15 protein-coding genes and 1 riboswitch are annotated in these 20089 nt (G+C 36.5%); of the genes, 10 read left to right on the top strand and 5 right to left on the bottom strand.

The window, feature by feature from the left end; translation table 11 throughout:
- Window positions 1-14: 14 nt before the first annotated feature.
- On the top strand, window positions 15-350 hold the full coding sequence (locus tag Q0L68_RS00145; RefSeq protein WP_296697656.1) for a YbaB/EbfC family nucleoid-associated protein: 336 nt from the start codon (window positions 15-17) through the stop codon (window positions 348-350).
- Window positions 351-438: 88 nt separating this feature from the next.
- Window positions 439-1446 carry a glycosyltransferase family 2 protein gene (locus Q0L68_RS00140; protein ID WP_296697651.1) on the top strand — a complete coding sequence of 336 codons (1008 nt, stop codon included), beginning with the start codon at window positions 439-441 and terminating at the stop codon, window positions 1444-1446.
- Here Q0L68_RS00140 and Q0L68_RS00135 read toward each other — a convergent pair.
- On the bottom strand, window positions 1443-1661 hold the full coding sequence (locus tag Q0L68_RS00135) for a PspC family transcriptional regulator (protein ID WP_296697649.1): 219 nt from the start codon (window positions 1659-1661) through the stop codon (window positions 1443-1445). The genes Q0L68_RS00140 and Q0L68_RS00135 overlap by 4 nt on opposite strands.
- A gap of 63 nt (window positions 1662-1724) precedes the next feature.
- On the opposite strand from Q0L68_RS00135, the gene Q0L68_RS00130 reads away from it, so the two are divergent.
- The 4 genes from Q0L68_RS00130 to Q0L68_RS00115 all read left to right on the top strand — a co-directional run bounded on the left by Q0L68_RS00130 (window position 1725) and on the right by Q0L68_RS00115 (window position 12678).
- On the top strand, window positions 1725-3515 hold the full coding sequence (locus Q0L68_RS00130) for a hypothetical protein (RefSeq protein ID WP_296697647.1): 1791 nt from the start codon (window positions 1725-1727) through the stop codon (window positions 3513-3515).
- Window positions 3516-3978: 463 nt separating this feature from the next.
- The gene (locus Q0L68_RS00125) at window positions 3979-7233 is read left to right on the top strand and encodes a TonB-dependent receptor (RefSeq protein ID WP_296697642.1); all 3255 of its coding nucleotides are present in this window, start codon (window positions 3979-3981) and stop codon (window positions 7231-7233) included.
- 51 nt (window positions 7234-7284) lie between these two features.
- On the top strand, window positions 7285-9015 hold the full coding sequence (locus tag Q0L68_RS00120) for a RagB/SusD family nutrient uptake outer membrane protein (RefSeq protein WP_296697639.1): 1731 nt from the start codon (window positions 7285-7287) through the stop codon (window positions 9013-9015).
- A 141-nt stretch (window positions 9016-9156) separates the two neighbouring features.
- Complete coding sequence (locus Q0L68_RS00115) at window positions 9157-12678, top strand: VCBS repeat-containing protein (protein WP_296697636.1); 3522 nt, start codon at window positions 9157-9159, stop codon at window positions 12676-12678.
- On the opposite strand, the gene Q0L68_RS00110 is transcribed toward Q0L68_RS00115, so the two are convergent.
- On the bottom strand, window positions 12679-13440 hold the full coding sequence (locus Q0L68_RS00110) for a creatininase family protein (RefSeq protein ID WP_296697632.1): 762 nt from the start codon (window positions 13438-13440) through the stop codon (window positions 12679-12681).
- Window positions 13441-13529: 89 nt separating this feature from the next.
- On the opposite strand from Q0L68_RS00110, the gene Q0L68_RS00105 reads away from it, so the two are divergent.
- The 4 genes from Q0L68_RS00105 to Q0L68_RS00090 all read left to right on the top strand — a co-directional run bounded on the left by Q0L68_RS00105 (window position 13530) and on the right by Q0L68_RS00090 (window position 17385).
- The gene (locus Q0L68_RS00105; RefSeq protein WP_296697630.1) at window positions 13530-14507 is read left to right on the top strand and encodes an isoaspartyl peptidase/L-asparaginase family protein; all 978 of its coding nucleotides are present in this window, start codon (window positions 13530-13532) and stop codon (window positions 14505-14507) included.
- 1 nt (window position 14508) lies between these two features.
- On the top strand, window positions 14509-15255 hold the full coding sequence (locus Q0L68_RS00100) for a copper homeostasis protein CutC (protein WP_296697627.1): 747 nt from the start codon (window positions 14509-14511) through the stop codon (window positions 15253-15255).
- Entirely contained in the window at window positions 15252-16721 is a 1470-nt protein-coding gene (locus Q0L68_RS00095; RefSeq protein WP_296697625.1) for a VCBS repeat-containing protein, read from the top strand. The genes Q0L68_RS00100 and Q0L68_RS00095 overlap by 4 nt, the downstream gene beginning before the upstream one ends.
- A 202-nt stretch (window positions 16722-16923) precedes the next feature.
- Window positions 16924-17385 (top strand): CBS domain-containing protein, encoded by a 462-nt coding sequence (locus Q0L68_RS00090; RefSeq protein ID WP_296697623.1) that lies wholly within the window; start codon window positions 16924-16926, stop codon window positions 17383-17385.
- Window positions 17386-17412: 27 nt separating this feature from the next.
- Here Q0L68_RS00090 and Q0L68_RS00085 read toward each other — a convergent pair whose 3' ends face one another.
- The 3 genes from Q0L68_RS00085 to Q0L68_RS00075 all read right to left on the bottom strand — a co-directional run bounded on the left by Q0L68_RS00085 (window position 17413) and on the right by Q0L68_RS00075 (window position 20077).
- Window positions 17413-18585, bottom strand: a complete 1173-nt coding sequence (locus Q0L68_RS00085) for an aminotransferase class I/II-fold pyridoxal phosphate-dependent enzyme (RefSeq protein ID WP_296697620.1) — start codon at window positions 18583-18585, stop codon at window positions 17413-17415.
- 106 nt (window positions 18586-18691) lie between these two features.
- Window positions 18692-18795, bottom strand: a riboswitch (SAM riboswitch).
- A gap of 58 nt (window positions 18796-18853) precedes the next feature.
- The gene (gene pth, locus Q0L68_RS00080; RefSeq protein WP_296697618.1) at window positions 18854-19414 is read right to left on the bottom strand and encodes an aminoacyl-tRNA hydrolase; all 561 of its coding nucleotides are present in this window, start codon (window positions 19412-19414) and stop codon (window positions 18854-18856) included.
- Between the two features lie 81 nt (window positions 19415-19495).
- Entirely contained in the window at window positions 19496-20077 is a 582-nt protein-coding gene (locus Q0L68_RS00075; RefSeq protein ID WP_296697615.1) for a 50S ribosomal protein L25/general stress protein Ctc, read from the bottom strand.
- Between the last annotated feature and the right edge of the window lie 12 nt (window positions 20078-20089).

The following is a 20089-nucleotide window of genomic DNA, read 5'->3' as shown; positions in this document are numbered from 1 at the left end:
TTAAAGAGAAAAATATGTTTGATATCATGGGAATGATGGGTAAAATAAAAGATGCCCAAGCTAAAATAAAAGAAGCTCAGTCAAAATTAGTTCATCTTACCGCAGAGGGTGAGTCAGGTGCAGGACTGGTAAAAGTAATTGTGAATGGCGATCGGAAAGTACTAAAAATTGAATTAGATGAGTCATTATTGACACCAGCTGATAAAGAAATGTTAAGTGATCTTGTGGTTGCTGCCACGAATATTGCGATGGAAGCAATAGAAATAAAAATAAAAGCAGCCATGAAATCTGCAACAGATGGGGTTATTCCAAATATCCCAGGAATGGATTTAGGCGGAATGTTTGGATGAGATCGAGCCATGCAGGAATGTCGCACCATCGTTTGATTTTCAAATTTTATAGATTCCATGTGACCATATATAATCCTATTTTTATCACATGAAATCCTGTGCGATAGTCATACTCAATTACAATGGGGAAGAAATGCTAAAAAAATTTCTTCCTTCAGTTTTGGCTCATAGCCAATTGGATATTTGGGTTATTGATAATGCAAGTAGCGATCAGTCTATTTCAATTTTAAAAAATGAATTCCCCACCATAAACTTAATCCTGCTAAAAGAAAATTTTGGTTTTGCAGGTGGATATAATTGGGGACTTTCAGAATTAGAAGGTAAATATCACTATTATATTCTTTTAAATTCAGATGTGGAAGTAACTCCCAATTGGGATCTTAATCTTGTTTCTTATGCGAGCTCACTTCCGGAATACGCAGCTTTTCAACCGAAAATCCTTTCTTATCAAGATCCTCAAAAATTTGATTATGCAGGAGCGGGGGGAGGATTTATAGATGCACTTGGATATCCATATTGTAGGGGTAGAATTTGGGAACATATAGAAAATGATAACGGTCAGTATGATGATTCTATAGATGTAGATTGGGCTTCTGGGGCTTGTATGTTGGTAAAAGCAGAAGTATTCCACAGTTTATCCGGTTTTGACGCACACTTTTTCGCTCATATGGAGGAAATTGATTTATGCTGGAGAATGCGAAATCTTGGTTGGAAAGTAGGGTATTTCGGAGGTGTAAAAGTGTATCATATTGGAGGGGCCACATTGAATAGAAATAGTCCAAAAAAGCTATTTTTAAACATTCGGAATAATTTAATGATGATTTATAAAAATGAAAGAGGGGTAGTTTTTTGGATGATTTTCCTTGCAAAACTATTCTTCGAGATGATAGCTGCAATCTTATTTTTAGTAAAAGGAGAAAAAGAAAATGCTAAATCGATTGCTAGGGGGTACCGTGAGTTTATTTCCAACCGAAATCTTTCCAAGAGACAAAAAATAATATCCAATCAAGAATTGGCAATTTCATCTCGAGGTCCCGTTCGTTTTCTTATATTGAAAACTGGTTTGCTTAGAAGAAAGACATTTAATTCCCTTTAATCAAATAATACTGGATTGTTACTTTTTCTAAAGTATTTTCTAATCTTCATCATCATTGCCATGCTTACATAAATTATCACTGGAGAACCCATTGTGATAAATGAGGTATAAATAAAAAATAATCGAATGCTGTCAATAGGGAAGTTTAATTTCTCTCCTAATCTAGAACAAACTCCAAAAGCCCTTTCCTCAAAGAATAATTTTATCTTTTCCATGGTCTAATTAGTGGTTTAGTAGCTTAAATTTAAAAAAAATGTTGATCCAAACTATAAAGCCCAATGTTTAATCGATTGTTTTTAAAAACAATTTTATTTTTTCTCACTGCCTTTATGCTCATTTCTTGTGGGTCAAGAATAGTGCCTGAAAGTAATTTTCTTGAAAATTCTAAAGTAGTTCCTTCTAAAATAGTTTTTCAAAGAGATTCTGTTTCTTTTCAGGTTTCAGGTGAGATTCCAATTGTTTCAGCTTTAAGTCCGAAAAACCCAAGGATAGAAATTAGCCTCAGAGGTTCAGAAAGAAGTTTGGATCTGGGAGAAGTGGTTTTACAGAAGCTGGTAGGAAAGTATAGTTATAAAAAGGATTTTAAATTCAAATATGAATCTTGGATGGAAAGCTCTGTTTTAGAAGCTTTATTTTTCCAAGGGAAAAATATTGATAAGCCTGCCGAAAAAAAGATTCTAGCCAAGGGTATAATCACTACTCCTTTATTAGCAAAAGTAGGAAAAGTAAGTCCCGATGAACCGATCCCTCAGGTGGGGCTTTTTATACCAACAGGAAGTTTGGATAAAGATCTCTCCAGATACGGTGAGTTTTCAATTTTATTTAGAGAAGGCTCTTTCAAAGTTGAAGGAGGCAATCAAAATGATAAGGTTCTCGATAGCCTTAAAAATTTTATTTTACTATTTCCATCCATTTCGTCTGTTAAAATCACAGGGACTCAATCACCTGAATCTGCTGAAGGTAGGAGTAGTAAACTGGGGATGGATAGAGCGAAGGCAGCTTTAGATTATTTAAATAATTCTAATTTTCTTTTTGAAGATAGTTTAGTGGAAATTTCTTCCCGATGGAATGATTGGTTTGACTTTAGATTATTATTAAGGGACTATGATAAATTATCCACCCAAAAAAAGGATCAATTATATTCTATTTTATTAAATGGTAAAGATTACCAATCTCAATCTTCAGAATTAAGGAGTATCAATGGATTTGGTCAAGTTTCCAAAGATTTATTCCCTAAGTTAAGATCAGCTAAAATAGAAATTTTCGCAAAGCCTTTACCTGGCTTAAATCAGGAACAGGCTTCTAAACTCAAAGAAGCTTTAGTAGGAACGGGGGTAAATTCTGGCTTGAGTCAAATAGAATGGGCAATCGCTGGTGAATCTTCACCAAGGCTTGAAGATAAAGAAGAGATTTATAGTAAGATGACTGAATTATATAGATCAGTCATACCTTATAATAATTTGGCTGTGGTCAAAATGAGGCAAGCCCAAAGAACATTGGATCCCGAGAGGAAGGCTTTATTATGGGAAGAAGCTAATAGGTTATTAGAGCAAGCCGCAAGAATTGACAATAATCCCTATGTTCTTCACAATCAAGGTCAGATTCTCGTTTTGCAAGGGTATGCTTGGGAAGCATACAAAAAATTATCAGATGCCTCCGTTTTAACTAAAAATGAGGATTTTATAAAATCAAATGAAAGTCTGAGAGGAGCTCTTGATATAATAAGGGGAGATTATAAATTAGCGACTTTACGCTTTCAATATCAGTATTCAGATCCCAAGGATTTTTTCAATAAGGGATTGGCTTATTTTATGAGTGGAGACTATGCAAATGCAAGTCTTTCTTTTGAAGAGTCGGTTACAGCAGGACGGTCATACGGATATGGTTATTATGGACTAGCATTGATTGCGGCCGCGAGTGGTCAAAAAGAAGTTGTATTAATACATTTAAAGGCCGCAATTGATGCTAGCGAGGTTCTATATCAAAGAGCCTTGATTGATCCGGAATTCGAAGAAATTCGAGAAACTCAAGAATTCTTTGAGATTTTTAGGCCAGACTTAGAAAATTAACAGAATTTTATTTTTCTAATAAATCATATTAATTTTTGTAAAAAAGGCATTTAATAAGTCGGAATATTCTGGTAAATGTAATTAATCAACCAATTAATAAGTGAATGTATAATTCATTATAATTTTGGTTTGTAATTCTTTTTACAAACCAAATTTAATTTTTGGGTTTTGAATTTGAATTTTGTTTTAGAATATTTAACATTGAAGGTCAAGAGTAACAATAAAACCCAAAACGATTGCCTATGCATCATCTTTTCTACAATTAGTTTTCACTAATGCATCGTTCGATGCACTCAAACCTAAGGGCTTAAACCCTATTGCAGGTATATTACCACGGTATAACACAAATTTAGAGTTCCACATTAAGACGCTACAAGCGTGTTATTTTGCGAATCATCGCAATCGATTGCATTTACAATTGAAAAACAAGTATTTACAATTAATCTTGTTACCCAATCTATCTATGTTTATGAAAAATGTTTACAAAAGTCTAAGTGCCCTAATAATGCTCTTAGTTCTTTCCAGTGCGGCAGCTTTTGCACAAAAAACCGTAACTGGAACTGTTTTGGACGAGTATGATGTAGGACTTCCAGGAGTTTCTGTTCTTGTGAAAGGGACAACTACAGGTACCGCCACTGATATTGATGGAAAATTTTCCCTCAATGTCCCAAATGACCAAGCTGTTTTGGTCTTCTCATTTATCGGCTATACTGCTATAGAGCAGTCTGTCGGAAACAGAAGTATTATTGATGTCAAAATGACTCCGGATGAAACTACACTGACAGAGCTAGTTGTAACGGGTTATACAATTGACAGTAGAAGGGAGACTACTGGTGCCATTGCAACCGTAGACCCTAAAGATTTGACTATTATTCCTACTGGTAACGTAGAACAAACCCTTCAAGGACGGGTATCAGGTGTGACGGTAATTACTAACGGTCAGCCAGGTACTTCTTCTATTATTCGTGTAAGGGGTTTTGGTGCATTCGGTGGTAATGAGCCACTTTATGTAGTTGATGGTGTTCCTGTAGGTTCAACTGACTTTCTAAATCCTGATGATATTGCTTCAACAACAGTTTTGAAAGATGCTGCTGCTGCCTCAATATATGGAGCTCGAGCTGCTAACGGTGTAATCATTTACACTACTAAAAGAGGTCGAAGAGGAAATCAGAAAATCCGTGTTGATTATAATGGTATGTATGGTGTAACCACACCAGGCAAGGGCTTGGATATGATGAATCCACAGGACTTCGCTCAGTATACATGGCTTGCAGAGACAAATCAAGCAATTATTGATGGTCGTGCTCCAGCTTATGGTCACCCACAATTTGGATCTGGATCATCTCCTGTATTGCCTTATTATATTAACGTAGGCGGAGCTTCTGGTGTACCTGGACCATTTTCCGCTGCTCAGTTAGAAGAAGAAAGAGCAAAATATAACATTGATCCTTCAAAAGGCGCAATATACCAAGTGGTTAGAGCTGCAACTGGCGAGGGTACTGATTGGTATGATGCCTTGACAAGAAATGCTCCTCTTAACAGACATTCTATAGGTTTGAATGGTGGTTCTGAAACAAGCAGATTCTTTATTGGTCTTGGTTTCCAAGAGCAAGCAGGTATTATGATCGGAAACGAATTTAAGAGATACTCTTTAAGAGCAAATTCTGAATTTGATGTGACCAATAAATTAAGAATAGGTGAAAACTTCCAGGCTACCTATCGCCAAGTACTTGGCCAGCAAGGTGGTACAGGTGGTAGAGGTGTATCAGATGATGAAAACGATATTCTTCAGGCATTTAGGATGCCTTCTATCATTCCAGTGTATGATGAGTTTGGTGGATATGGTGGTACTGCGGCAAGAGGTTTTAACAACCCAAGAAACCCAGTGGCTAACAGAGACGGTCAAATCGACAACAGAAACTTCAACGCCAATGTATTTGGAAACATTTATGCTGAGTATGATATCATTGATGATTTGACTTTCAGAACTTCCATCGGAGGTCAGTATAACAACTACTACTTCTGGGGCTATTCTAGACTTCAGTATGAAAACTCTGAAAATAACTCAGCGTTTGGTTACAATGAAGGAGCAGGATTTGTATTTGGTTGGACATTCACCAATACAGTGTCTTACAAAAAAGTATTTGACAAGCATTCGTTTGATGTGATTTTAGGTCAAGAGGCCTTAAATACAGGAGCGGGTAGAAATATGAGTGCCTCAGGACAGAATCCATTTTCAAGAGATCCTGACTTCATCAATATTTCAAACCTACCAGTTTCCTCAAGACAAGTTAATTCAGATTTGTACAAAGGAGTTAATTTTAATTCTTATTTCGGAAGGCTTAACTATACCTACAACGATAAGTATTTACTTAGTGCTGTGGTTAGAAGAGATGGTTCTTCAAGATTTGGAGCTAATGCCAGATATGGTGTGTTCCCTGCATTTTCTGCCGCTTGGAGACTTTCATCTGAAGGTTTCTTATCAGGTAATACCTGGATTGATGATTTGAAGATTAGAGGTGGTTGGGGTCAAATGGGTAACTCCAATAACGTAGATCCTAACAACCAATACTCACTATTTGGTGGTAATGTTGGAGCATCTTCTTATGACATCAGTGGATCTAACTCTTCTGCATTAATCGGATTTAGAAGAACTAGAATTGGTAACCCTAATGCACAGTGGGAAACAGCTGTAACTCAAAATATTGGATTTGACGGTACATTCTTCAATGGACGTTTGGATGTGATTTTTGATTGGTGGAAAAAGGATACTAAAGACTTGCTCTTTACAGTTCCAATTCCACAAACAGCAGGATCTAATGCAGCTCCTCCGGCAGTTAACATTGGAGAGATGTTGAACAGAGGATTGGACTTATTTGTTTCTACAAGAGGAAATCTTTCTAGTGAATTCACTTACGAATTGACAGTGACGGCATCCACTTTGAAAAATGAGATTGTTTCTCTAGCACCAGGTTTGGATATCATCACTTCCGTTAACCCTGCTTATCGTGGTATTACTCCAATTAGAAATCAAGTGGGAGAGCCACTTTCTACTTTCTTTGGATATGACGTAGAAGGGTTATTTAGAAATGCTGAAGATGTTTCTAGCCACGCAACTCAAGATGGAGCTGCTCCTGGACGTTTCAAGTTTAGAGATGCTAACAATGATGGTGTAATTACTCCTGATGATCGTGTTGTTCTTGGTAATCCAGTTCCAGATTTCACTGGTGGATTGAACTTTACTGTAGGATATAAAGGATTAGATTTATCTGCTTATTTCTATACATCTATCGGAAACGAAATCTGGAATCAGTCTAAGTGGTTTACAGACTTCTTCCAGACATTTGAAGGAGCTGCGATTTCTGAGCGTTTAAAGCAAGCTTGGACTCCTGAAAATTTAGATGCAGAAATTCCAGTTGTTGAAAAGACTTCAAACTTCTCAACATCTAACGTAGCGAATTCATTCTACGTTGAAGATGGATCTTACTTAAGGTTACAAAACGTTAGTTTAGGATATACCCTTCCAGCTTCTTTGTTGGAAAGATGGAGAATGGAAAGAGTTAGAGTTTTTGCTTCAGCAAATAACTTGTTCACAATTTCTGGTTATTCTGGACTTGACCCAGCTGTTGGTGGAGACGCAGATTTAAGCTTTGGTATCGACGTAGGTAACTATCCAGTTACTAGAGGTTATACTTTTGGTGTAAATCTTAGTTTCTAAGAAACACAAAAGAGAAAATCGAGTTATAGAAACTATAATTGATTAAAAAAAATGAAGAATTATAAATTAAAAATCGGAGCGTTATTGTCATCAGCAATTATGATGGTGGCTGTAAGCTGTAGTGATGATTTTCTAGATGTGCCACCCACAGGTTTACTTGCGGAAGCACAGCTTACTTCACTTGCAGGTATCGAAGCTTCACTGATTGCGGCGTATTCGCAAGTTAACGGTAGAGGTAACAGATTAGGATCACCATCCAACTGGGTTTGGGGAAGTATTCGTGGTGGTGAAGCAAATAAGGGTACTGACCCTGGTGATTTTACCACAATCAACCCTATTCAGCGTTTTGAAAACAATGCAGCTGGTGGTGACATGGGTTCAAAGTGGAACGTAGCTTATGAGGGGATTGCTCGTGCAAATAATGTATTGAGACTTCTTGAAAGTGCTCAGGAGGATGTTACAGAGGCTGATAAAACTAGAATATCAGCACAAGCACGTTTCTTAAGAGGACATTTCTATTTTGAATTGAAAAGGGATTATAACAATACTCCTTATGTAGACGAAACAGTAGATTATGGCAACGGTCTTGAAGAGATCAGTAACAATCAGGACTTATGGCCTTTTATTGAAGCTGATATGCAATATGCTATCAATAATCTTGCTCCAACTCAAGCTCAGGTAGGTCGGGTTAATTCATGGGCTGCGAAAGCTTACATGGGTAAAATTTTACTTTACCAAGGTAAATTCGGAGCTGCTAAGGCTATGTTTGATGATGTAATAGCAAACGGTGTTACTAGTAATGGATTGAAGTATGGTCTAGTAGATTATTATGATGATATGTTCCGAGGCGTGAATGATAATCATCAAGAGTCTGTTTGGGCTTATCAGTCTGCAGCAGGTACAGGTTCGGTGAATAATGCTAACCCTGAGTTTGACTTGAACTTCCCTTACAATACAGGCCCTTCTGGTCCAGGTAACTGTTGTGGATTCTTCCAGCCTAGTTTTACATTTGTAAATGCATTTAGAACGGCTAATGGACTTCCATTGCTGGATAAGTCTTACAATGACCCTGCAAATCGTGTGAAAAATGACATGGGACTTGTTTCAGGGGATCCATTTACTCCAGACGCTGGCCCGCTTGATCCTAGACTTGATCATACTGTAGGTAGAAGAGGTATTCCATATCTTGATTGGCAAGATCATCCAGGCGCTGCTTGGATTAGAAATCAGCCAAATGGTGGACCATACTCTCCAAGAAAGTATGTATATGCTAAATCTGAAGAGGGATCTTTCCAAGATAACAGTTCATGGACTCCAGGTTATACTGGAATCAACTTTATGATTATCAGATTTGCTGATGTTCTTTTGATGGCTGCAGAAGCTGAAATAGAGACAGGTGGACTTGAGAAAGCTAGAGAGTATGTGAACTTAGTTAGAACAAGAGCTATTAACTCTAAACTTGAAAGAGAAAGTGGTGATATGGCTGCTAATTATGTTATTTCAACTTATGATTCTCCTTGGTCTGATGCTGATCTAGCAAGAAGAGCTGTGAGAATGGAAAGATTGCTTGAGCTTGGTATGGAAGGACATAGATTCTATGATTTAGTTAGATGGAATACCGCTAAGGAAGAACTTGATTTCTATTTTGCCTTGGATGGCCAGCTCTTAGCAGCTGCTCTTGGTGGAGCATCTTATTCTGATAAATTTAAATATGTACCGATTCCTCAAGATCAAATTGACTTAGTAGGTTCTGATATTCTTATTCAGAATCCTGGGTTCTAATTTTCTTTGGAATTTTAATAAAAAAGAGAAGGTCATTGACCTTCTCTTTTTGTTTTAATGAGGATTTAAATTGTAAAATTCTTTTCTCATATATTTCAAAAATGCTAATTTGACCGATCCATAACCCAATCAAAAAACATTATGAAATCCCAGTGCCTTCTCTTTTTGGGAGTTATGCTTTTTGCATTTTCCTCCTGTAAAAAAGAGTCTACCTTATTCGAATTAAAATCTCCAGAATCTACAGGGATTACATTCTCAAACACTATAGTTGAAACTGATTCTTTCAATATTCTGACGGATGAATATATTTTCAATGGAGGTGGAATGGCCATTGCTGATTTTGACAATAATGGTTTCCCGGATGTTTTTTTTACAGGGAATCAGGTGGCTAATAAACTTTTCTTGAATCAGGGGAACTTTAAATTCAGGGATATATCGAGCATTGCCGGGATTGAGGCAAGTGATAGATGGTGTACAGGAACTACTGCTATAGATATTAATGGTGATGGGCTCATGGATATTTATGTAGCAGCTGCTATGATGAAAGGCCCTGGTCAACGAAATAATCTTCTTTTTGTAAACAAAGGAGTCGATAAAGATGGAAATGTTTCTTTTGAAGAAATGGCTAGTCAATATGGTATTGCTGATGCTGGAAACGGAATGGGAGCAGCATTTATTGATTATGATTTGGATGGAGACTTGGATCTTTATGTGCTGAATAATGAGCAAAGTAAAGTTACTCCTAGTAATTACCGGGAGAAAATCGTTGATGGTACTGCTATTAACAATGATGCATTCTATAGAAATAATGGTGATGGAACATTCACCAATATCACAATTGAGGCTGGGATAACCATTGAAGGATTCGGACTTGGATTGTTGATTGCTGATTTGAACAATGACGGTTGGCCGGATATTCATGTTAGCAATGATTATGTAACGAATGATCTATTATACATTAATAACCAAGATGGTACTTTTAGTAATAAAATAAGTGAGAATCTAAGACACCAAAGTCAATTCTCCATGGGCTCAGATATTTCGGATTTTAACAATGATGGGCTTCCCGATATTTTCACTTTGGATATGCTGGGAGAAGGTAATTATAGAAAGAAAACTACCATCGGAAATAATGCTTATCAGACTTATATTAATAATGAGCAATGGGGCTATGAGTACCAATATGTAAGGAATATGCTTCATATGAATAATGGGCCTGGGGTTCCATTTAGTGAAGTTGGGATGATGGCAGGTGTTTATCAGACGGATTGGAGTTGGGCACCTTTGTTTGGAGATGTTGATAATGATGGAATGAGAGATCTTTTGGTAACTAATGGCTTCCCTAGAGATATTACAGACAAGGATTTTGCAAACTACCGTGCGGATGTAGGGAGTATAGCCACTGTTCGACAATTGTTGGATTCAATTCCTATTGTGAAGATTCCTAATTATGCATTCCGGAACTCTGGTGAATTAGCTTTCGAAGATAAAAGCGCTGAATGGGGATTAAATAAACCTTCATTTTCCAATGGAGCAGCATTGGTAGATTTGGATTTGGATGGTGATCTAGACTATTTAGTCAATAATATCAATGATCCGGCATTCGTTTTTGAAAACAAATTATCAGAATCAAAAGAAAAAGGTAATTATATCAGAATCAGCCTAAAAGGTACCAAAGAAAATCCTAATGGGTTGGGTTCTAAAATATCTATCAAACTAGGAAATGGGAATAGACTCTACCAAGAGCAACAAATTGTAAGGGGATATATGTCTTCCATTGACCCAATTATGCATTTTGGTTTAGGGTCTGAAGATGAAGCTTCAGAAGTTTCTATTATTTGGCCTGATGGAAAAGAACAAAAACTGACAAATGTACCTGTTAATCAGGTGTTGTTATTAAATTATGGTGAGTCAATTTCAGGGTTGCATCAAAAGGCTATCATAGATTTTAATGAAAAGGCTAAAATATTTAGAGATATTACCGAAATCAGTGGACTAAATTATTTGCATCAAGAGGACGATAAAATAGATTTTTACACACAACGTACAATTCCACATAAGCTTTCTCAATATGGGCCGAGTTTAGCAGTAGGAGATATTAATGGAGATGAGTTGGAAGATTTGATTGTAGGGTCCTCAAGCGGGTATTTTCCAAAAGCATTTTTTCAAAATCAAGATGGAGGATTTTCAGAAGTTGATATTCTAAGTGGAGAAAATCCTGTTTTTGAAGAAATGGGAATGCTCTTGTTTGATCTGGATAATGATAAAGATCTGGATTTATACTTAGTAAGTGGAAGCAATGAATTTCTTCCAGAATCTGCTGAATATACTGATAGGATTTATTTGAATGATGGAAAAGGAAATTTCACATTAGATAAGGATTTTTCAGGTATTAAGGCAAGTGGCTCTGCCGTAAGAGGAGCTGATTTTGATGGGGATGGGTTTATGGATCTTTTTGTTGGAGGAAGAACTCCAATGGGTAATTATCCTTTGCCAGAGAAAAGTTTTCTTCTTAAAAATAATAATGGAATACTTGAAGATTTGACTGATGATTTGGCTCCAGATTTAAGGAATATAGGGATGGTTACCGATGCTATCTGGTCAGATATTGATTCTGACGGACAAGTTGATTTAGTGGTAGTTGGTGAATTGATGGCTATCACAGTTTTCAAGAATAATGGAGGAGAATTTACCAAATTAGAAAATACAGGTTTGGAGAACTATCTCGGATGGTGGAATTCAATAATTTCCGGAGATTTTGATCAAGATGGAGATTCGGATTTTGTTATCGGAAACCTCGGAGCAAATAACCCTCAAAATCCTAGCCCTGAAATGCCTGTTAAAGTATATGCCAAAGATTTCGACAATAATGGAAGTGTAGACCCTGTCACTTTTGCATTTTATAAGGATCGAGAAGGTAATTATAAATCATATCCGAGCCATTTTTGGGGGGATTTATATGGTCAAAGTACTTTGTTTAGGAGAAAATATGAGCGCTATAAAACATATGCATTAAGTACTGAACAAGACTTGTTAACTCCGCAAGAAAAGGAAGGCGCTTTAATTTTGACAGGTAATTACGATAATTCAGCTTACGTAGAGAATTTAGGAAACGGAAAATTCCGGTTGAAACCTTTGCCGCGCCTAGCTCAAGTTGGCCCAATAAATGGACTGGTTTCAGAAGATTTTAATAAGGATGGATTTTTAGATTTAGCACTTATTGGAAACGACTATGGCAATGAGATTTTTGTTGGGAAATTGGATGCGCACATCGGATTGATTTTAGAAGGAGACGGCACAGGAGGTTTTACACCAGTCAGTGCAAAAGAAAGCGGTTTTCTTGTGCCAGGGGATGGAAAAGCATTAGTAAGTCTTGGATCTGCTGAAGGAGATCATCTTTTAATTGCATCTCAAAATAGAGGTAAATTAAAGGCATTTCAACAGGTAGAATTTGCAAATAAAACCATAAGACCAAATTTGGATGTTATGGCTGTTATTTTTGATTTAGGTAATGGTAAAACTCAAAGATTCGATACCAGCCTAGGAGAAGGTTTTCTTTCTCAACCCAGTCGGGAAATAATTATTCCTGCTGGAATTAAAGGAATTAAAACCATTGATTATAAAGGTCAAGTAAAAGAAATTGAACTGAATTCCCTCAACTAATTATTTATAGAGTTTTCCTGGTTCAGCTTGGCAAATTTCAACCATCAATTCTGCTACTTTATCAGTTACATCTTCAAAATAAAGCCTTCCTTTTTCAGGGGAGGCTTTTTTTGGATTTCCTATTCCAGTATCCTCGGTTACTTCAGACCATTTTCTTTCAGCCCAAGCCCATTTTTCACGGAGGCCTGTAATAACAGATTTCTTTTCTTCGCCATTTCCAGCCTCTTCCAATGGGGAAATTAAATGTGGTTGTAGATGCATGATTAAGGAAGTTTCCATTTCATCAGCATGGTCTCCTTTTTCTTCAAAATATTTATCCTTATCCAAAGCCTGGAACCAATTACATGTGAAAAGCAACATTTCAGGAAATGAAAGACCTAATTCACGAAGCATAGTTTTAAAGTCATTTCCTCCATGGCTATTTACGATCAAGAGTTTTTTCAAACCTTGTCGATTTAATACTTCAATTAAATCTCTAAGTATAGCTAATTGGGTACTTGGGTTTAAATTCATATCCAAATAAATATCTGATTGGCCTGTATTTACTCCAAATGGAATGGTAGGTAATACAATTATATTTGCGCCTTTTGCCCAGGCTTTTCTACCACTTTCTTCAGCCACTGCATCCGCTTCATAAACGTCAGTTCCGTAAGGCATGTGATAGTTATGAGCTTCAGTTGCTCCCCAAGGTAGAATTGCTAATTCAAAGCGATCTGTTTTTAGGTTTTTCCAGCTAGCCTCTTTTAAAATATATGGTCTCATCATGATAGTTTTTGTGAATGAATTGTAGGAAGATTCGCTTTTTTAAAGGCATTTTTAATAATTTCATGCCTTGTCCCAAATTAAGTTTTATGTCTGAAAGAAGAAAGTTTATAAAGAAGTCCATTTTGGGTTCTGCCATATTTTTACCAAGTGTTGCTAATGCATTTAAAAATTCGCCGAAAGAAATACTGATTGGCGAAAAACCTTTGATTTTATCCACTTGGAATCATGGATTGCCGGCAAATGCCGCTGCAATTTCCAAATATAAAGAAACTGGAAGTATCCTAGATGCCATGGAAACTGGTGTAATGGATACTGAATTAGATTTGAGTAACCTTTCAGTAGGATTGCAAGGATTACCTGATAGAGAAGGTATAACTACTTTGGATGCATCAATTATGACCGGGGATGGCTCTTGTGGGTCAGTAGCATTTGTCAGGCAAGTTAAACATCCTATTTCATTAGCAAGAGTTGTAATGGAAAAGACCCCTCATGTGATGATAGTGGGAGAAGGAGCGAGGCAGCTTGCTATTGCAGAAGGGTTCCCAATAGAAAAGGAGGAATTAAGCCCAAACGCCAAGGCGGCTTACGAGAAATGGAAAATCAACAGTAAATATAAACCTATTATCAACATAGAGAATCATGATACGATTGGTATGATTGGAATTGATTCTAATGGTAATTTAGCTGGAAGTTGTACCACTAGTGGTTTAGCTTATAAAATGCATGGAAGGGTAGGAGATAGTCCAATAATTGGAGCTGGGCTCTATGTTGACAATGAAGTTGGGGCTGCTACCGCTACTGGTTTGGGAGAGTCTATCATAAAAATTTGTGGAAGTTTTCTAATTGTAGAATTGATGAGGCAGGGAAGAACACCACAAGAGGCATGCGAAGAAGCTGTAAAAAGATTAATTTCCAAAAATGATAACATTAATGATCTTCAAGCAGGTTTCTTGGCGATCAACAAAGATGGGGAATTCGGCGCATACGCAGTGCACCCAGGTTTTAACTTTGCTAAAGGCACATTGTCCTCTAATATCATGATAGATTCTAAAAGCCATTTTTAAAATGAATAAGATTGTTCTGGAATCTCCTGTTTTCAGTGTCGAGGCTGCATTAGAAGCAGCGGAATATGGTGTGAATAGATTAGAGTTATGTTCAAATTTCCCTGAAGGAGGAGAAACACCAAGTGCAGGCATGTTGAAGTTTCTTAAATCTGAGGTAGATATCCCGATTTTCACAATGATTCGGCCTAGAGGAGGGGATTTTGCCTATTCTCAAAAAGAACTGATGGTGATGAAAAGGGATATTGAATTGCTAGGCGAATTGGGAGCTGATGGTTTTGTTTTCGGAATATTAGACTATGATGGAAATGTCAATATTTCGGCCTGTGAAACCCTAATGCGGACTGCCTCTGGAAAACCTTGTACTTTTCATCGGGCCTTTGATGCTGCTTCAAACCATTTTGATGCACTTGAAAAAATAATTGCTCTAGGCTTTGAGAGAATTCTCACTTCAGGAGGAAAGAATACCGTAACAGAAGGTATGGAATTATTGAAGAATTTGATTCAGATTTCAAAAGATAGAATTTCAATTATGCCTGGAGGTGGAACTCAGCCTGAGCATGTTTCGATTTTGGCAAATGAAGGATTTTTAAAAGATGTTCACGCTTCATGTAAAAGGTGGAAATCAAATAAAAACAACTTTGTAAATCCAGATGTTTCATTTTCAGATGACCCAGAATCTTTTAAAAAGCATCTTCGCGTAGATCAAGATATGGTATCTCAGTTTCTTGAAGCTATTGAATCTCTATGATTTTATTTCGGTTTTTAATACTCATTTTATTTTTTGGCTTTGTTTCTTGCGGCCCAATTTCTGAGAGGAAGCAACCTCCTCCCTCTTTAAATCAGTTGGCTTCAACTGATCTGAAACTTAATGGTGAACAGTTGGCGAATGCTTATTGTGCGACTTGTCATTTAAAACCAGATCCTGATATTTTGGATCAAAAAACCTGGGGAGAAAAAGTTCTTCCCGATATGCGAAAAAGGTTAGGACTTTTCTTGGATGAAGATTTTGGAACTACTATGCCGGTGGATATGGATATCCCAAAAGGGATTTATTCCGATTTTCCATTAATTAAGAAAAAAGATTGGGATAAAATAGTGGAATATTATTTAGAAAACTCTCCTTTATTGCCAAATCCACAAAAAGAGAAAAAAGCAATTAAGTTGGGAATTCCAGGATTTGAGTTAATAAAACCAACCTTTTCCGAAATGTATCCGGATTTAGTAACAATGCTTCGCATTCATCCAAATACTGGTGATTTATGGCTTGGTCATAGATACAAATCATTGTTTATATTAAACTCTAAAGCAGGTTTTCAAATAAAAGACTCAATAGGAACTGAAACAGCCCCTATTGACATAAGGTGGGGAAATACGACCAATGACTTTGAACTATTGACCATGGGGCTTATGGATCCTTCAAATGATTCGTTAGGCTCTGTTCATCAATTTAAAGAATCAGAAAATAAGTGGAATTCCACATCTAATATTGGGGTTTTGAAAAGACCTGTGGACATTGAATACGCAGATTTCAATAATGATGGTGTTTTAGATAAAGTTATCAGTGAATTCGGTAACCATATTGGGGACTTAAGTCTTTACCTCTCAGCAAACCAAAATTGGAATAAAATCATTTTAAAAAATGCTCCTGGAGCAAGAAAGGTAGTAATTGAGGATTTAGACTCAGATGGTGATTTGGATATACTGGCTTTGATGACTCAAGCGAATGAAGGTTTTTTTGCTTTCTTGAATCAAGGGGATGGAGTTTTCGAAGAAAAGACGGTATTAAGATTTCAGCCAGCTTTTGGTTCTAGTGATTTCTCTTTTGAGGATATGGATGGAGATGGTTTAAAAGATTTGGTACTAGTGAATGGAGATAATGCTGATTTATCCCAGATCCTTAAGGATTTTCATGGAGTCAGAATTTTTAGAAATCAGGGAGATTTAGAATTTGAGCAATTTTGGTTTTATCCAATGTATGGTTCAAGTGGATTGGAAATTGAAGATTTTGATCAAGATGGTGATAAGGATTTATTCGTTTTATCATTCTTCCCAGATGTAGAACAAAAACCTACACAAAGTTTACTCTATTTTGAGCAAACAAATATTCTAGAGTTTGATCCTTATTCACCTTTTAACACTAACACTGAGTCTCATTGGTTAATCATGACAAAAGGTGATTTAGATCTCGATGGGGATATGGATGTGGTAATATGATCATTTGAATTTGATGATTTATACTCAAAACCAACGAAACCATGGTCTCCAATCTTAATCTTTAAAAATGAAAAGAAATAATATTTTACTTAATATAAGTTTAGCGGTATTTACTTCTGAATTATTTTAATTTATCGACTTCTGTTTTTATAGATGGTATTTTTTCGGTAAATTATTCTTTCACCTTTAAATTATTTTATCTATGGTTAAGAGTTTCCAAGGAGTTAGAATGGTGGAGCCCAAAAAATCTCCTGCATCCCAAATTTTAGTTAAAGATCATATGAGTACGAATCTGGTTACATTTAATCCAGAAGATACAATTGATATGGTTTTGGAGGTTTTAACAAAAAGGAAAATATCCGGTGCTCCTGTGTTGGATGAGTCAGGTACATTGGTGGGAATCATTTCTGAAGTTGATTGTTTAAAAGAAATCATTAAAGGAAAATATACGAATACACCAAAATTTCCTGGTAAAGTCAAAGAGCATATGAGTACAGAGGTAATCACTTTGGGGCAGGAACTATCCTTATTTGATGCGGCTCAGAAATTTTTAGAACTGAAAATCAGAAGATTTCCAGTATTAAAGGATGGTAGATTGATTGGGCAAATTAGTTTGAGTGATATTATCAGAGCATTTCCAAAACTTCAACAGACCACTTGGTAAAAATATAGGTCCCCTAAGGGACCTTTTTTACTTTGATAATTGAAGTGCTCTCTCTACATCTTCGATGATGTCATCGACATGTTCTAGTCCAACAGAGAGACGAACTAATCCGTCGCTTATTCCAACTCTTAAACGTTCTTCACCAGATAATTTGCTATGTGTCGTGGAAGCAGGGTGAGTGATAATGCTTCTACTATCTCCAAGGTTAGCTGTCACAGAAATCATTTGTAAATGATCAATGAATTTTTTCGCTCTCTGTACGCCTCCTTTTAAAGTTAAAGTAATTATTCCTCCTCCATGTTTCATTTGCTTTTTGGCAAGATGAAATTGCGGATGAGAATTTAAGAATGGGTATTTAACATTTACTATCTCAGGGCTTTCCTCAAAATAAGTAGCTACTTTCAAAGCATTATCGCAATGCCTATCCATTCTTACTCCTAAGGTTTCCATACTTTTTGATAGTATCCATGCATTAAAAGGAGAAATAGCAGGGCCAGTGTGTCTTGTAAAAAACTGGACTTCTTTCATTAATTCTTCTGTACCTAAGATTAATCCTCCAAGTACCCTTCCTTGCCCATCTATATACTTTGTCGCACTATGCGTAACGATATGGGCTCCCCATTTTGCAGGTTGTTGTAAATAAGGTGTAGCAAAACAGTTATCTACTACAAGAATCAGATTATTAGCTTTAGCGAAATTTCCAGCCCATTCCAGATCTATGATTTCCAGTCCTGGGTTGGAGGGAGTTTCAATAAACAACATTTTAGTATTTGGCTGCAAAAGTTTTTCCCAATTAGCTATGTCTGAAATATCTCCGTACGTTGATGTAATTCCCCATTTGGGAAATACTCGGGTTAAAAGTTGATGAGTAGACCCGAACAGGGATCTTGATGCCAGAACATGATCACCTTGCTGTAATAGAGAAGCTATACTTCCAAACATTGCTGCCATTCCAGAAGCTGTAGCTATTCCGGTTTCGGTACCTTCTGCAGCACAGATTTTTTCGATTAATTCACTTGAGTTTGGATTTGCATATCTTGAATAAATATTCCCTTGGATTTCATCGGCAAACATTGCTCTTGCTTCTTCTGCCGAATCAAAAGTGAAACTAGAAGTAAGATAAATTGGAGAGGAATGCTCTTTTTGATTGGATTTTGAAGAATTGATCCGAATAGAATTAGTTTCGAAGTGCTTGCTCATAGCGTATTGCCTGAATTAATAATAATATAAAAGGCTCTTGAGTTTGAGAAAATCAAACCAAAAGCGGTCAAATCGAACTAAAATGGGGTTTTTAAGGAATAAAGCCAATTTATAGTTCCCGCTAAGGGTAGGACTTGGCACCTTTCCCGAGATTCGGGATGGTTGCCAGAGGGTCAATGAGCCTATTCTCTCGCCTCTTCTTTATAAATCAGTTGCCTGAAGTGCTGCAAAGTAAACCTCTGTCAAGTGGATTTCCAAATCAATCCCTTCAATTATTAAATTGATTCATTGTTCGTTCAATACCAATGGTACAAAAAGCTAAAATCATTTCAATTGCTTTGTCCATAATCAGTGGTAACTCTGCAAATTCATCTTGAGTGAATCGTCCCAATACAAAGTCTACTTGTCTCCCTTTCGGAAAATCATCTCCAATACCTATACGTAATCTCGGATAATTTTGGCCACCGGTAAGAGCTTCTATATTTTTGAGTCCATTATGTCCAGCGGCACTTCCTTTAGATTTCATTCTCAAGCTCCCAAATGGAATAGCCACATCGTCTACTAAAACCAATATGTTTTCTTTTGGGATGTCTAGCTCTTTCATCCAGAAATTCATTGCCTTCCCACTTAAATTCATGTAAGTAGTAGGTTTTATTAAATGAATAGCTCGACTTTTAAATTTAAACTCTGTTTTAAATGCCAAACGATCACTTCTCCAAGAAAGTGATTCTTTTTCAGCTAATCTATCAATTGTCAAAAAGCCAATATTGTGCCTTGTCAGTTCGTATTCAGGCCCGATATTTCCCAAGCCAACGATGAGATATTTCATATAGGGTTTTTTCTAATGGGTAAAAATAAAAAAATCCTGCTCAGTTTAAAGAACAGGATTTTCATTTTGATTTATTGGAGCTTAAACTTCATCATCAGTCTTTTTTCCTCTAAGCGCTCTTGGGATACCGATAGTTACCAAAGAAACGTTTGGACTTGTTAAGATCTCAAATCCTTCGGCTTTTAATTCCGAAACCTTGAAAGATTTACCTAAATCAAGGGTAGAAATATTGGCTTCAATGAAATCTGGAAGCTGAGAAGCTAATCCTTTCACTTTCAGTTTTCTAGTTTTGAATTCAAGTTTACCACCTTTGGCAATACCTGGAGAGCTTCCGGAAACTTTTACAGGGATTTCAAATTTGATTGGCTTATCTTCAGTGTAAGCCATGAAATCAGCGTGAAGTAGCATTTCACTTACTGGGTGGAATTGAGCTTCTTTTAAAACAGCCTTCACGATTGTTCCTTCAATGTTCAATTCAACCAAATGTACTTCTGGAGTGTAAATTAATTCTCTGAACAAAATGATCGGAGAATAGAAGTGGATTTGCTCAGGAATACCTGGTCCATAAACCACACAGGGTACATTGCCTGATTCTCTGATTTCATTTAGAGAGGCACTGTCGAGATTTGCTCTTTTAAACCCTATAATCTCAAGTGTTTTCATAAGATATATATT

The organism is Algoriphagus sp., assembly GCF_024642405.1.
Lineage (GTDB): Bacteria > Bacteroidota > Bacteroidia > Cytophagales > Cyclobacteriaceae > Algoriphagus.
Note: the sequence above shows the minus strand (reverse complement) of the source record. Positions and strands in the feature narration are given on the sequence as shown.